The 14,611-nt window shown below is 37.5% G+C and carries 11 protein-coding genes; 5 read left to right on the top strand and 6 right to left on the bottom strand.

Going from position 1 to position 14,611, the window contains the following annotated elements; genetic code table 11:
- The first annotated feature begins 28 nt into the window (after positions 1-28).
- The gene (locus ACFILH_RS06770; RefSeq protein WP_375637349.1) at positions 29-643 is read left to right on the top strand and encodes a DsbE family thiol:disulfide interchange protein; all 615 of its coding nucleotides are present in this window, start codon (positions 29-31) and stop codon (positions 641-643) included.
- Positions 644-1,490: 847 nt separating this feature from the next.
- On the opposite strand, the gene ACFILH_RS06765 is transcribed toward ACFILH_RS06770, so the two are convergent.
- Genes ACFILH_RS06765 through ACFILH_RS06755 form a run of 3 tightly spaced genes read right to left on the bottom strand, consistent with a single transcriptional unit; the run spans position 1,491 to position 4,675 of the window.
- On the bottom strand, positions 1,491-2,492 hold the full coding sequence (locus tag ACFILH_RS06765) for an Hsp33 family molecular chaperone (protein ID WP_375667557.1): 1,002 nt from the start codon (positions 2,490-2,492) through the stop codon (positions 1,491-1,493).
- A 36-nt stretch (positions 2,493-2,528) separates the two neighbouring features.
- Positions 2,529-3,464: an ornithine carbamoyltransferase gene (gene argF / locus ACFILH_RS06760; RefSeq protein WP_375630517.1), complete on the bottom strand. Its 936-nt coding sequence runs from the start codon at positions 3,462-3,464 to the stop codon at positions 2,529-2,531.
- Positions 3,461-4,675 carry an aspartate aminotransferase family protein gene (locus ACFILH_RS06755; protein WP_273790265.1) on the bottom strand — a complete coding sequence of 405 codons (1,215 nt, stop codon included), beginning with the start codon at positions 4,673-4,675 and terminating at the stop codon, positions 3,461-3,463. Before ACFILH_RS06755 ends, argF begins: the two co-directional genes overlap by 4 nt.
- A gap of 486 nt (positions 4,676-5,161) precedes the next feature.
- Between ACFILH_RS06755 and ACFILH_RS06750 the strand changes: the two genes are divergently transcribed.
- The gene (locus tag ACFILH_RS06750; RefSeq protein WP_375642988.1) at positions 5,162-5,698 is read left to right on the top strand and encodes a GcrA family cell cycle regulator; all 537 of its coding nucleotides are present in this window, start codon (positions 5,162-5,164) and stop codon (positions 5,696-5,698) included.
- A 914-nt stretch (positions 5,699-6,612) separates the two neighbouring features.
- Here the strand turns inward: ACFILH_RS06750 and ACFILH_RS06745 are convergent.
- The gene (locus ACFILH_RS06745; RefSeq protein WP_273790263.1) at positions 6,613-7,203 is read right to left on the bottom strand and encodes a Smr/MutS family protein; all 591 of its coding nucleotides are present in this window, start codon (positions 7,201-7,203) and stop codon (positions 6,613-6,615) included.
- 52 nt (positions 7,204-7,255) lie between these two features.
- Positions 7,256-7,948, bottom strand: coding sequence for a Tim44/TimA family putative adaptor protein (locus ACFILH_RS06740; RefSeq protein WP_273790262.1), 693 nt, complete (start codon positions 7,946-7,948; stop codon positions 7,256-7,258).
- A gap of 174 nt (positions 7,949-8,122) precedes the next feature.
- On the opposite strand from ACFILH_RS06740, the gene ACFILH_RS06735 reads away from it, so the two are divergent.
- Positions 8,123-8,617 (top strand): FxsA family protein, encoded by a 495-nt coding sequence (locus ACFILH_RS06735; protein WP_375662942.1) that lies wholly within the window; start codon positions 8,123-8,125, stop codon positions 8,615-8,617.
- A gap of 143 nt (positions 8,618-8,760) precedes the next feature.
- Positions 8,761-9,237, top strand: a complete 477-nt coding sequence (gene secB / locus ACFILH_RS06730) for a protein-export chaperone SecB (protein WP_375630527.1) — start codon at positions 8,761-8,763, stop codon at positions 9,235-9,237.
- A gap of 66 nt (positions 9,238-9,303) precedes the next feature.
- On the opposite strand, the gene ACFILH_RS06725 is transcribed toward secB, so the two are convergent.
- On the bottom strand, positions 9,304-11,604 hold the full coding sequence (locus tag ACFILH_RS06725) for an NADP-dependent malic enzyme (protein WP_375637207.1): 2,301 nt from the start codon (positions 11,602-11,604) through the stop codon (positions 9,304-9,306).
- A gap of 195 nt (positions 11,605-11,799) precedes the next feature.
- On the opposite strand from ACFILH_RS06725, the gene mutS reads away from it, so the two are divergent.
- The gene (mutS, locus tag ACFILH_RS06720) at positions 11,800-14,544 is read left to right on the top strand and encodes a DNA mismatch repair protein MutS (protein ID WP_375667555.1); all 2,745 of its coding nucleotides are present in this window, start codon (positions 11,800-11,802) and stop codon (positions 14,542-14,544) included.
- Positions 14,545-14,611 lie beyond the last annotated feature (67 nt).

Raw genomic sequence — 14,611 nt, 5'->3', positions numbered from 1 at the left:
AATTCTCCAACAACTAAACAAAAAAGAGCTGTCACAAAAAGAAAAGTATAATGAAAAACATCCCTCCAAACTTAAAAAAAATATATCTTTGCCTGTTCTGCTTGTTTTTTTTGGACCATTTGTTCTTTTTCTTCTTCTCATGGTGTTTTTTTTCAACTTTATGGATAAAAAACACCTTCAAGATTCTTCTCTTCTCGCAAACGCATTGGCTGAAAAACCTGCTCCCAATATTCATCTTCCTCTTCTTGATAAAGAAAGTTATCTCAATTCAAAACAGTTTAAAGGACGTGTCACATTGGTCAATTTTTGGGGCTCTTGGTGTCTGCCCTGTCGCGAAGAACATCCTATTCTTATGCAAATTGCACAAGATAAACGTTTTGATCTGATTGGTATTAATTATAAAGATAATAAAACAAATGCCCTGCGTTTTTTAAACAGTTTTGGTAATCCTTTTAAATTTATTGGCTTTGATGTTTCAGGATATACAGCCATTGATTGGGGAATATATGGCCCCCCAGAAACCTTTCTCTTGAATAAAGAGAGCATCATTATTGCCAAACATGTTGGTCCCTTAACGTGGCAAATTTATCAAAAAAAAATTCTACCAAAAATTGAACAAGCGATTATGACAGAAGAAAAATAAAATAATGCAGGTTTGTAAAAACATAACGTTTTATCATGCTATGTATGCTATTTTATTTATACGGACCCGCATTCTTCTTAGAAAAATTTTACAAGAGCATTACCATTGTTGATTCAAAAACATGTGTAAAGAAATATCTGTTTGGGAGCTTTATTTTTGATTACTTGGACAAAAACAATATTGCTATAGAACCATCGTTAGATTAGTGACAGCAACCAACTATTATTTTCAAAGTCATATAGTATTTTGTCTTCGCTTTTTATCTAAAATGCACATTGTTATGAGGGGACTTCACCACTATTCTCATCTTTTTTATAAAATAACAAACCCGTTCCTTCGCAGCGTCATTGTTATATTTATTCCCATTATACTATCTGTTCGTAATAGACTCTATAAAGTCCATATTGAGTCTATACATTCTTATTCTATCGATAATTTCTCTTATGATTATAACTAATGAGCTTTTTTGACTCTTAATAAGATAAATTCGAGTAAGAAAATATGACTACAATCAAAAAGTCTCATTTAACAGAGAAGATAAGTTATGAATACATAATCAATCTATCAATGAACATTATAAAAGAATTCATTGTAAGAAATAAACTTTTGAGATGTAAAAAGTATAAAAGAAGCTTTTTCGAGAGGAGAAAATATATTTTACAGAGAACTCTTTTTTAAGCACTCTATAACGTAATTACTGATCTCAACAGAAAAATCACTCGTATACATTAAAAAACTCTAAGACAAAAAATATTCTAGAAGTTCATATGAGCTTATGCGCAAACTTTTATGACGCAAATAAAATAGGCTTTTGTTGCAATCATCATTTTTTATGAAAAATATTTGATTATGTTTTTTCTTCTAAAAATTCTTGCGGTGTAAAACAATATGTTTTTGAGCAAAATTCACATGTGACTGAAATATATTTATTTTTAACCATTTCATTGCGTTCATCAATAGAAAATCCTTCTAGGATTCCTTTAATTTTTTCGTGTGAACAAGAACATTGATCGACAAGAGAAAAAGGCTTAAAAACTCTAACACCTTGTTCATGAAAAAGACGGAACAAGAGCTGTTTACTACCGACTTGGGGATCTGTTAATTCTGAACTTTCAATCGTTTCCATGAGTATTTTAGATTCCTGCCATTGGTTATCCAATTGGGTATGAGTTTTCGTTTCTTCTCGCTTTTGATGAGGGGCATCTATTTTATGATGAGACGATTCTTGGGGTAAAAGTTGGATCAAAATACCTCCAGCTCGCCAGCTTTTCTGCGGTTTTCCTTGTTGGTCACGATTAATTAATATAGCAACAGCCAGACGGATATCGGTAGGAATTTGTTCTGATTGATCAAAATAAATACGAGAAGCTTCTTGTAAATTTGATCCATCTAATGCAACTATCCCTTGATAGGGTTGCATATGGGGACCTTGATCAATTGTGAAGGCTAAAGTGCCTTTTCCTAAAAGTGTTTCTGAAGAGGTTTGACCATTGTCTATGGCTTGTTTCAGCTGTTCTTTATCAAAACGAGCGTATCCACGTAAACTGGAAGGAGGCGAAAAATCGCACACCAACATATTAACCGGTCCATCGGAATGGGTTTGTAGAATAAATTTTCCCGTAAGTTTTAGAGAAGTTCCAAGCAGAACCGTTAAAAGTAAAGCTTCTGCCAGAAGATAAGAAACCGGTTCAGGGTATTGATGTCTGTTAAGAATAGAATTTAAAGTTTCCCCAAGTTGTACGGCACGTCCACGGATATCAAGTTCTTCAACTTGAAAGGGAATAACACTATCATCTTCACGCAAGAAGTTGTTGTTGAGAGAGGCGTCATCTTTAGCTTGTTCACTCATAGCTTTGCCTTTTTTATATAATTTGTTGTAGGGAGGCTATTGTGGAGAGAAAAACGCATCTTGTAAACACCAAGAAAGAATTGCTTTTTGAACATGAAGACGATTTTCAGCCTCATCGAAAACAACGGAGTGCGGTCCATCAATCACAGAATCAACAACTTCTTCACCGCGATGAGCAGGAAGACAATGCATAAAAAGAGCATCAGATTTTGCTAATTTCATGAGAGATTCATTGACTTGATAAGGCTGAAAAGTAGAACGACTGCGAGCACGAAATTCTTGTCCCATGGAGACCCATGTGTCGGTCATAATACAATCAGCATCTTGAGCTGCTTTTTGGGGATTATGGGTTAGTGTAAGATGCGCTCCTCGTTCACGTGCCCAATGGATAAATTTTTCCTGTGGTTCACTGCCCTTTGGAGTAGCAATACGCAAATGAAAATCAAAAAGAGCTGCGGCTTCAATTAAGGAATGGAGTACATTATTACCATCCCCCATCCACGCAAATATTTTACCAGAAATAGGCCCCCGATGCTCCTCATAGGTTAATATATCTGCTAGAATTTGGCAAGGATGTGTATCATCTGTAAGGGCATTAATGACAGGAATTTGTGCATATTGTGCCAATTCGAGCATACGTTGATGTTTTGTTGTTCGTAATATCACGATATCCACAAAACGAGATAAAACACGAGCCGTATCAGCTATAGTTTCACTGTGACCAAGCTGCATTTCTGAACCCGTGAGCATGATTGTATCTCCGCCAAGCTGGCGCATACTGATATCGAATGAAATACGGGTTCGTGTGGATGGTTTTTCAAAAATCATCGCAAGTGTTTTACCTATAAAAGGTTTTGAACCTTTTCCTGCTTTAAAAGATGCTTTAAGGATCTTCGCATAATCGATCAGTGCGCGTGCTATTGCTGGCGTTAAAATGGATAAGTCCGTGAAATGACGAAGAGCATTTGTCATGTGTGTGATATTTGTCTTTCTTTGTTTACTTGCGAAAGATAAGCTATTGCTTTTTCAATACGATGCAAACTTTCATCTATTTCTTCTTCCCTAATGATAAGAGGAGGCAATAAGCGCACAACATTGTTGTTGGCAGCAACACTTAAGAGATGTTCATTTTCTAAAGCATTAACGACAAGATTTGAAGACACAACACATTGAATACCCAACATTAGCCCCATCCCCGGAACTGCGCGGATAATATCAGGATAGATATTGAGAATATGCAAAAGTCCACTTTTTAGTTTATCCCCCATGCGCTGAACATGGTTGAGAAAACTTGGCTCTAACAAAATATCAAGAACACTATTTCCTACAGCCATTCCAAGAAGATTTCCTCCAAAGGTTGAACCATGTGTCCCAAGTGTCATGCTTTTTGCAACTTTATCCGTTGCAAGGCAAGCGCCTAATGGAAATCCCCCTCCTAATCCTTTTGCGAGGGTAAGAATATCAGGTGTGACATCACTCCATTCATAAGCAAAAAGCTTTCCTGTTCGTCCTATACCCGTTTGGACTTCATCTAAAATCAATAATAGACCATTATCATCGCATATTTTGCGCAAAAATCTTAAATATTCATGAGGGACCGTTCGTATTCCTCCTTCTCCTTGAATAGGTTCAATAAGAATAGCGGCGGTATTTTTATTAATAGCATTACACAAAGCGATTTCATCACAAAAAGGTACTTGAATAAATCCACCAGCTTTAGGTCCAAAGCCTTCAAGATATTTTTCATGCCCAGTCGCAGCAAGTGCTGCAAGTGTACGTCCATGAAATGCCCCTTCAAAAGTAATTATTTCAATGCGTTCTGAATGACCAGCAGCATAGTAATAATGACGTGCCGTTTTGAATGCGCACTCCAATGCTTCAGTACCTGAATTGCAGAAAAAAACCTTATCCGCAAAACTATTTGCACAAAGCCGCGTGGCAAGAGATGCTTGTTCAGGAGATTGAAAAATATTAGAAACATGCCAAAGTTTTTCAGCTTGTATTTTGAGCGTATCAACCAATTTTGGATGTGAATACCCTAATGCATTAACAGCAATGCCAGATGTGAAATCAAGATAATGTTCTCCTTTATCGGAAATAAGCCATACACCATGCCCCTGTTCAAAATGCAAATTTCGTCGTGCGAAGCATTCATAAAGTGGTTGTATAGAGACAGCATCCATCATAATTCCCTTTATATTTTAACCTTTTCAATATATATACAAAGCAACACTACAAATAAAACAGCATGGTACATTTCGTTACGGTGCTTTCAACATTTCATTACGATTAGTGATTACACCTATAGAATAGATCATTACACCAATTGAAAAAAAGTCAATGAAGGTTCTACAAATAAGCATTTTGGGGAAAAGCCTTAAACAAAAGTGAAAGTTTAACCTATGATTGATTTGCAAGTTGGGGAAAACATTCTAAATAAACTCTTCAAGAGGTAAAGACTCTTGTCATAGAGTGAGTGCATATTGTAATTTACAATATAATAAGCAAGATGATGTGTTTTGATTTGTAAGTCCACAGGCTGGATGATTTTCTTATGCTCGTTTAGAGTGTAAAGTTCTTTCATTCAGCGTAATGAAAACATTATTTAAACATTTGAAGATGCAACGGGGGAGAGCATCTTAGTGACGTAATCGGAATGGAGTGCTGGTATGGGTTGGACATGTGAACGCGTTGAGCTTCTTAAAAAGCTTTGGAGTGAAGGGTTAAGTGCAAGTCAAATTGCTGCTCAATTAGGTGGGGTCAGCAGAAATGCAGTCATCGGCAAAGTACATCGATTAAAGTTACCAGGACGTGGTAAGACAGCTCAAGGAAGCACGCGTGCGCAAAAAACTCCCGTGGGAAGCAGCAGCCCATCATCTCCACGTGTGCGTCGCAACACATCCACGGTATCGCCAGTAAACACATCATCTGTAAGTATTGAAGAAACAGCTTTAAAGACAGAATTTGTAGTGGAAGATGTAAAAGAAGTTGATATGTCCACAAAATCCAATGTAGTGGTGCCTATATCACGTCAACTTAATCTTCTACAATTGAGTGAAAATACATGTAGATGGCCGGTTGGCGATCCATTATCAGCAGATTTTCATTTTTGTGGTGCAGATTCTGATGAAAGTAGCCCCTATTGTGCCTTTCATGCTAAGCTAGCATTTCAACCAATATCTGAAAGACGTCGGATAAGAGTGTAATATCCTCAATTGAATCTCGTATTTTACGTCTTCTGCGCTTCGTTATTAAATTTTAATTATCGAATTATTATGAGAACGAAATTTGATGGAGCTTTTAATGAATGAAAAAATTTCTTCATGAAATTATTCAACGAAACTGTATCTTTTGATGCTACTGCGCAGCTATGTGTTGTAAAGTTATATTCTTGTTTATTTTCACGATTCTCTTTAATTTAGTTGTACTGCTGTTAACACTATCCATAGCAATGTCTTTTGAATAATACAGTTCTCAATTTCTCATGTTTTTATTCTTCGTGTATTTAATAGAGTAATGCTGTGGTTTATAAAAATAATTTATCGCTTTGCAACCTGAATGAGATCCATCTATATCTCTCTCATTTTAAGTCCTCTTATATTGAATCGATCAAAATCTTTCGTTTGGGCGTCACGCGCGAGATGAGAACTGCGGAGAGTAAAAACACTTACAGAAAAGCATGCCTCTGTATAAACGCTTTAAAATACCAAGGACTTAAAGGGTTGTTGCAACATTGGGAGATGGTAAAGTGTATGATGATGCCAGCTTACTCTTTTACTAAGCATAAAGATAGGGGGGGGTGCTTCATGGATTTATCATTATACTCTTCACGGATACTGTCGCAAAATAAGCTTGAGAGCGTTGAAAGATGTTTCTTTAAAACAAGCCTGTGGATATATTCAATTCAATGTCGTTCTGTTTTGTGTGAGGGATGTGCCCCGTTAACGAATGCTATAAACAAAAGCGTGAAGCAATACGTAGAATGTAAAATAATATCTTTATAATTCTTTATAAAAAATTATAACGAAGGGAATATTGTATTCAAGGCTCTTACGAAATATACGAAAACAATAAATTATAAGTATAAATAAATATTAAACCTGAAACGACCATAATGACATCACATTCCTTCTCCCGACATAAAACGGCGCAACCAAACATAAAGCGCACCTTCTCCGCCATGCTGACGTGCTGCTTGCTCAAACGCGTGGACATAATATCGAAAAGCTGGTGTTGATAACCAATACGGAACAAATCTATACAAAGCTCCATCACTCCCAACGGATCGTCCTTTTCCTGTAATCACAAGGACATAACGCAATCCTCTCTGCTGAGAGGATTGTAGAAATTTTTTTAAGAAAAAATAAGCTTCTTCCTGCATATAACCATGAAGATCAAGACGCGCCTCAAGAGGATAACGACCTTGGGAAATTTTACGATATGCAACATGATCAAAGAAATGAATCTTTTGTGCTTGTATAACTGCCCTCTTTTCTCTTTTAATAATTGTCGAGGGTTGTTGATTTTCCTGAGACAATGAGGAGATTTGAGTTACAGGTTGATTTTTATCATTAATATTTGCAATAATTTCTGAAGTAGAAGAGAGCATCTTACCGTGAAGCGGTGTTATCGTACGACAAACCATCTCCCATAAAAGGCGATCTTGTGAAGCCAATAAATCTCTTTTTTGTCTCCATTTACTTGAGGACATTTTAATTTCTCATAAATCATTGAATGCTTATGGAAGAAAAACAAAAAGTATTTTAATTTTCATTTTCTGTAGCAAAAAGCTTCCAGTTGGGATCTGACGATAAACTATTGCGAACAAAAGTCCAAATATCTCTGATTTCTACAATAGCATCAGGATCACCGTCTATACGCTCGCCCTGTTCATTATAAGTAACAGAAATCATCTCACTGACAATACGTATCGTTAAAAGTTCATCCTTTTCTTGTATTGCCGCCGCAATAAATTCGATCTTATTAATTCCAACAAAAGTGAATTCTATTCTTTCTTTATTTTTTTCTCGTTGCTCAATAGCCGTACAAAAACTCTCAAAAACATCCTGACAAAGCAAGCTTTTAAGCTGATTGCGATCACCTTTGGCAAAAGCTGTTACAATCATTTCATAAGCAATTTGCGCACCTTTTATAAAAAGTTGAGGAGAAAAATGAGAATCAATTCTATGCAATTCCCGCAAATTTTTATTCAAAAGACTCCCCTCCGGTGAAATTTTATCAATTTCACTAAAGTCGTCTTTTTGTGAATTTTTCTGATGAGGGAACGAAACAATATTATCAGCCGTTTCTGCTTCAACCTGTTTTTTAGAACGACGTGAATAAGGATCAAAGGGTGGCTTTTCAAACCCAATTCGTTTCCCTAATACATTACGGAGTTGCACAAAAATAACAACCATAACAACAAGAGCTATGACAAGTATAACGTCAAATTCCATAGGCGCTGTCAATCTCCAAAGCTTAAGTCTCTAATAAACATTGCAGTCAATACCATTTATCAATAAATATGTAAAATAAGGAATCTTATCATTCAAATATTTTTATAGATTTTGTATTTAAACGGAGTGCTCTTAAGAATTTCTCCCCCTACTCATCCAGAAGGAAATTTTCATGTGATAAAACTTTATTCTATAAATCCTCGTTTTTTTGTTGTTATCTTTCTTTGCATTCTTTTAATCGAGATTGCTGGTTTTATCTTTGTTGGTCAAGAAATTGGTATTTTGGCAACTTTGAGTTTGGTTATTCTCACAACCATAGTTGGGGTTGTTTTATTGCGAATTCAAGGGATTAGCCTTTTAAAAAATATACAAACTGAACTTGTCCAAGGACGCACATTAGAGAATAATATTATTAATGATGCTTTCATCATCTTTAGTGCAATTTTACTTATTCTTCCCGGCTTTGTAAGTGATTTCTTGGGAATATTACTTCTTATTAAACCAATTCGCTCTGTTGCTTGGCATTTCTTTATATCATTAAAAAACAAAATTAATCCCAATACTAAAAGAAAAAATGACTCTGAAAAAATAATTGATCTTAAAGCAGAAGATTACACAATTCATGATACGACAGAATCTCCATGGCGCAAAAATGATGATAACCATTGAAATGCCTAAAAAATCTGCAACAAACTAAAAAAATATTCAAGATAAAGAGCGCATTTCTTGCAACCTTTTGCAAGGCGTGATAACCAATCTGGTCTTTAGATCTAAAATAAATTATACATATTATAATAAGAGAGGTTCGTCGTATGGCCGAAGGTGAAATGAATAACAGTGGTGGAGAGCCGGTTTTTGCTGTATTAACTCAATATTTAAAAGATTTATCATTCGAAAATCCAGGTGCTCCTCGTTCATTGCGTGCACGTGAAAAATCACCACAAATTGATATCAATATTAACGTCAATGCTAACCCAATTGGTGATGACAATTATGATGTCGTTTTGTCTCTCTCCGTCAAAGCCAATGATGAAACTGAAACCTTATTTCATGTAGAATTGATTTACGGTGGTGTTTTTCACCTTAAAAACATTCCACAAGAACATGTTATGCCTCTGGTCTTTATTGAATGTCCCCGTCTTTTATTTCCATTTGCTCGCCAAATTATATCTGATGCTACTCAAAACGGTGGCTTTCCACCTTTGTGGATTGATCCTATTGATTTTGCAGCACTCTTCCAAAAGCGTCTTTCTGAAGAACAAAAAGACAGTCAAATACAGCCCTCTTAAAAAGTTTATTCTTTTGTTATTAAAAAGCCCCTTGATATATTCTTGGTATAGTAGGGGCTTTTTCCTTTAGACGACTTTTGCGGCATGATAAGCCGCAAGCATTGCAATATTGACAACATCTGTATCGCTTCCACTAAATGGTACAATTTGGACAGATTTTTCCAATCCAATTAAAATAGGACCAATGATGGTTGCTTCACCAAGTTCTTGTAACATTTTGCTTGCAATGGAAGACGCGTGATATCCAGGCATAACCAAAATGTTAGCGGGCTCCGTTAATCCCATAAATGGATATTGCTGCATCAATTTGGAATTGAGTGCCACATCAGCACTCATTTCTCCATCAAACTCAAAATCAACTTTGCGTTCATGCAAAATATTAATCGCATCCTGAATTTGCTGCGTCGTCTGCCCTTTCATATAAGCAAATGTAGAAAATGCTAAAAATGCTACCCGTGGTTGATATCCAAATCCTCGCACAAATGAAGCTGCTTGTTCCGCTATATCCGCAAGTTCTTCAGCATTAGGATTTTCATAAACGGCTGTATCCGTAATAAACACAATTCGTCCACGGCAAATAGCCATTGAAATACCAATCAATCGTTCTTTTGGTTTTTCATCAATTGCACGACGTATATCGATTAACGCTGTTTCATAATTGCGTGTCACCCCTGTAACCATTGCATCAGCATCTCCTAGTGCCACCATACACGCAGCAAAATAATTGCGATCATTATTGATACGATGATGACAATCACGCAACAGCCAACCTTGACGCTGCATCTTTTTATAAAGATAATTCGCATAAGCATCTGTACGGCAAGAAAGCTTAGCATTCATAATGGAAATACCTTCACGCTCCAGATCAATTCCAGCGATAACAGCCGCTTCTCTTACTTGCTCTTCACGACCAACCAAAATCGCTTGTCCTAATTTTTGATGGACATAGGAAACGGCTGCCCGCATAACTTGCTCTTCTTCACCTTCTGCAAAGACAATTTGTTTTGGCGCTTGACGAACATGGTTATAAACCCCACGCATCATCGAGGAAGTAGGATCACGTCTCGCATTCAAATCGCGCTCATAGGCCTCTAAATCATCTATGTTCTTTTGCGCAACACCGCTTTCCATTGCTGCTTTTGCTACCGCTATTGAAACAACCGTAAATAAACGCGGATCAAAAGGAACAGGGATGATATAATTAGGACCAAATTTTAATCGCTTTCCATGATAAGCTTCCGCAACGCTGTCAGGCACTTCTTCATGCGCTAAATTAGCAAGAGCCTTTGCCGCAGCAATCTTCATGTCTTCATTAATAACTCTTGCACGCACATCAAGCGCACCACGAAATATATAAGGAAAACAGAGAACATTATTAATCTGATTTGGATAATCGGAACGTCCTGTTGCGACAATGGCATCATGACGCACTTGCATAACCTCTTCCGGCGTAATTTCTGGATCGGGATTAGCCATAGCAAAAATGATCGGCTGGGGTGCCATGGATCTTACCATTTCAGGAGTAAGAGCACCTTTAGCAGAAACCCCAAAAAATATATCTGCACCTTCCATTGCTTCCATAAGCGTACGTTTATCTGTTTGAATAGCATGCGCAGATTTCCACTGATTCATTCCCTCTTTGCGGCCTTCATAGACCACACCCTTTGTATCACATAATATGATATTTTCGGAACGAAAGCCCATCGCTTTAATCAGTTCAATACAAGCAATTCCTGCAGAACCAGCACCATTACAGACTAACCGCGTATTTTGCATATCGCGCCCTGTTAAAGTCAAAGCGTTGAGAACACCAGCAGCAACAATAATTGCTGTACCATGTTGATCGTCGTGAAAAACAGGTATATTCATTACCTCGCGTAGGCGGCTTTCAATCATAAAGCACTCTGGCGCCTTAATGTCTTCAAGATTAATTCCACCAAAAGAAGGTTCTAAATGGCGCACCAAATTGATAAAACTTTCTGTATCGTTTATATCAATTTCTAAATCAATGGAATCAATATCCGCAAAACGCTTAAACAGCACTGCTTTTCCTTCCATGACCGGCTTAGAAGCAAGTGCACCTAAATTGCCTAACCCTAAAATAGCTGTACCATTTGAAATAACAGCAACAAGATTGCCTTTTGCTGTATAATCATAAGCTAGCGCTGGATTTTGAGCAATTGCCTTAACTGGAACGGCAACACCTGGTGAATAAGCAAGTGCTAAATCATGCTGTGTTGCCATAGACTTTGTTGCAACAATCTCAAGCTTTCCTGGTCGACCACGACTATGAAAATCTAGAGCTTCTCTTTCGCTCGCACTGTAAACAGTTTGAGATATTTTCTGATCTTGCTCGCTCTTTTTCATCTCACTTTATTTTCTCCAAAAACAGTGTAAATTTTGCTTGATAATGCGTATAGTCATTAAATCTGATTCATATATTAGAAATCGCTATTCTTGCCTTAGCAAATCTGATGATGCGTTGCAATTTAGAGATAAATAGATATTGAAGTAAATAAAAAAGAGTAAAAACTTCACTTAAAGGAAACAGGCCTCGTACAAATGGATAAAAAAAACAATCATAAAAATAATTTAATTCCACAGCCTGCCTCCTCATCTGCTTCCTCTCAAGAACGTCTTACACCTATGATGGAGCAGTACATAGAAATCAAAGCCGTCCATCATGATTCCCTTCTCTTTTACCGAATGGGGGATTTTTATGAATTATTTTTTAATGATGCGATTGAAGCTGCTCAGGCTTTAGGAATCACACTCACAGCACGCGGAAAACATTTAGGACAAGATATTCCTATGTGCGGTGTTCCCGTTCATGCTGCTGATGATTATTTACAAAAACTGATTGCTTGTGGTTACCGAGTTGCTGTTTGTGAACAAATAGAAGATCCTGCTGAAGCAAAAAAACGTGGCTCAAAATCTGTTGTTCGGCGTGATGTTGTTCGCCTTGTAACACCTGGAACGATAACAGAAGAAAAACTCCTTGATCCAACACGCGCAAATTATTTGATGACACTTTCCCGTATAAAAACTAGCGATGGAGAGGAATTTGCTCTTTCTTGGATTGATATCTCAACAGGCATATTTCGTGTAACAGAAAGCCGCCAAGAAAAACTTTTAGCAGATATTATGCGTGTTGATCCACAAGAAATCATTGTTGCTGATTCATTTTTTCATGATAAATCTCACAAGTCACTTTTTAGTATTCTTGATCGTATCGTTTCACCTCAACCTGCTTGTCTCTTTGATGCACTCACCGCTGAACGCGATATTTGCAATTATTTTAAACTCTCAACTCTTGAAGGCGTTGCCGATTATTCACGTTCCGAACTCTCTGCAATTGTAGCTGCTATTCGTTATATCGAAAAAACACAAATCACGCATCGCCCTCCCCTCATGCAGCCTGAGCGCCAAAATGAAAGTGCGACTCTTTTTATTGATGCCGCAACCAGATTAAGCCTTGAACTTATTCGTACGACATCAGGTCAACGGGATGGAAGTTTATTAAAAGCTATTGATCGCACTGTAACAGGAGGAGGATCACGCCTTCTTATTGACCGCCTTATTGCTCCCCTCACCACTCCTTCGGCTATTGATACGCGTTTGGATTCTATCGATTTTTTTCTACGTAATCCTTCTCTTGCAGAAGCGATAAAGCTTATTTTAAAGGGGGGACCAGATATGCCCCGCGCCGTTTCACGTTTGGCTCTTGGACGAGGAGGTCCCCGTGATATGGCGACAATCCAGCGTGGCTTTGAAATCATTCGTGAATTGCATCAACTTCTTGATAATGAGCTTCTGCCTCAAGAAATAAGTGATGTACAACAGGTGTTCTCAAAATTACCCACAGCGTTATACTTTCATTTAGAACAGGCATTAGCTGATGATCTCCCACTCCTTAAACGTGATGGTGGTTTTATTCGTTCTAATTATCATAAAGAGCTCGATGAAATGCGTGCTTTACGTGATGAATCTCGCCGTGTCATTGCTGAACTTCAAGCGCAATATGCCCATGAAACAGATATTAAGACGCTTAAAATAAAGCATAATAATATTCTAGGTTATTTCATTGAAGTAACCAGCACACAAGCATCTTCCCTTACAAATAATCCACAAGCTAAAGCACGTTTTATTCATCGGCAAACAATGGCAAACGCTATGCGTTTTACGACAACAGAGCTCGCTGACCTTGAAAGCCGTATTGCCCATGCTGCCAATCACGCATTGACACTTGAACTAGAGATTTTTGATATTCTCGTTCAGGAAATTACCGAACAAGTTGATTTTATTCGTAAAGCCTCTGAAGCACTTGCTATTTTAGATGTCTCTGTCGCTTTAGCATATCTTGCTGAAGAACAAGGATATTGCCGCCCTAAAATTGATCTTTCACTTACCTTTCATATTACAGCAGGACGCCATCCTGTCGTCGAGCAAGCACTCCGCAAACAAGCAGCAGAACCTTTTATTGCCAATAATTGTGATCTCTCTGTGCAAGAAAATCAGCAATATGCAGCAATCTGGCTGTTGACAGGGCCTAATATGGGAGGAAAATCAACTTTTTTGCGGCAAAATGCTCTTATTGCTATTATGGCGCAAATGGGGTCCTTCGTTCCAGCAACTTCAGCACATATTGGTGTCGTTGATCGCCTATTTAGTCGCGTTGGGGCTTCCGATGATCTTGCACGGGGGCGCTCAACCTTTATGATGGAAATGGTTGAAACAGCAACGATTCTCAATCATGCTAGCCACCATTCCCTTGTTATTCTTGATGAAATAGGACGTGGAACATCAACCTTTGATGGACTTTCTATTGCTTGGGCTGCTGTTGAATATCTCCATGAAGTTAACCATTGTCGTGCTATTCTTGCTACCCATTTTCATGAAATGACTGCACTTACCGAAAAACTTGACAGACTGCATAACGTAACCATGAAAGTCAAAAATTGGGATGGTGATGTAGTTTTTCTTCATGAGGTCACACCTGGAGCCGCTGACCGTTCCTATGGTGTACAAGTCGCAAAGCTTGCTGGACTTCCCCCAGCCGTTATTACACGAGCAACAGATGTACTCCATCAATTAGAACAAGGCGAAATGGCTGGAAAAGGACATAAACTCATTGATGATTTACCACTCTTTTCTCTTAAAGCAACATCTCCAGTCAATGAAGCAAAAAACAAACATTGTATACTTCACGAAGCTTTAAAAAATATTCATCCCGATGAACTCTCTCCTAAACAAGCTTTAGAAGCAATTTACCACCTCAAACAACTTGAAAAGAGTAACCCTTTATAGAAAACAGATGTTATTTTTTATTAAAAAACCTTCTTAATAGGAGATAACGTAACCATTTTTGATATAC

It is taken from the genome of Bartonella sp. CL435QHHD (assembly GCF_042195095.1).
Lineage (GTDB): Bacteria > Pseudomonadota > Alphaproteobacteria > Rhizobiales > Rhizobiaceae > Bartonella.
Note: the sequence above shows the minus strand (reverse complement) of the source record. Positions and strands in the feature narration are given on the sequence as shown.

Coding starts and splice junctions, on each gene's coding strand:
- ACFILH_RS06765 (WP_375667557.1), bottom strand. CDS start 2,492: ATGAGTGAACAAGCTAAAGATGACGCCTCTCTCAACAACAACTTCTTG.
- argF (WP_375630517.1), bottom strand. CDS start 3,464: ATGACAAATGCTCTTCGTCATTTCACGGACTTATCCATTTTAACGCCA.
- ACFILH_RS06755 (WP_273790265.1), bottom strand. CDS start 4,675: ATGGATGCTGTCTCTATACAACCACTTTATGAATGCTTCGCACGACGA.
- ACFILH_RS06750 (WP_375642988.1), top strand. CDS start 5,162: ATGGGTTGGACATGTGAACGCGTTGAGCTTCTTAAAAAGCTTTGGAGT.
- ACFILH_RS06745 (WP_273790263.1), bottom strand. CDS start 7,203: ATGTCCTCAAGTAAATGGAGACAAAAAAGAGATTTATTGGCTTCACAA.
- ACFILH_RS06740 (WP_273790262.1), bottom strand. CDS start 7,948: ATGGAATTTGACGTTATACTTGTCATAGCTCTTGTTGTTATGGTTGTT.
- secB (WP_375630527.1), top strand. CDS start 8,761: ATGGCCGAAGGTGAAATGAATAACAGTGGTGGAGAGCCGGTTTTTGCT.
- ACFILH_RS06725 (WP_375637207.1), bottom strand. CDS start 11,604: ATGAAAAAGAGCGAGCAAGATCAGAAAATATCTCAAACTGTTTACAGT.
- mutS (WP_375667555.1), top strand. CDS start 11,800: ATGGATAAAAAAAACAATCATAAAAATAATTTAATTCCACAGCCTGCC.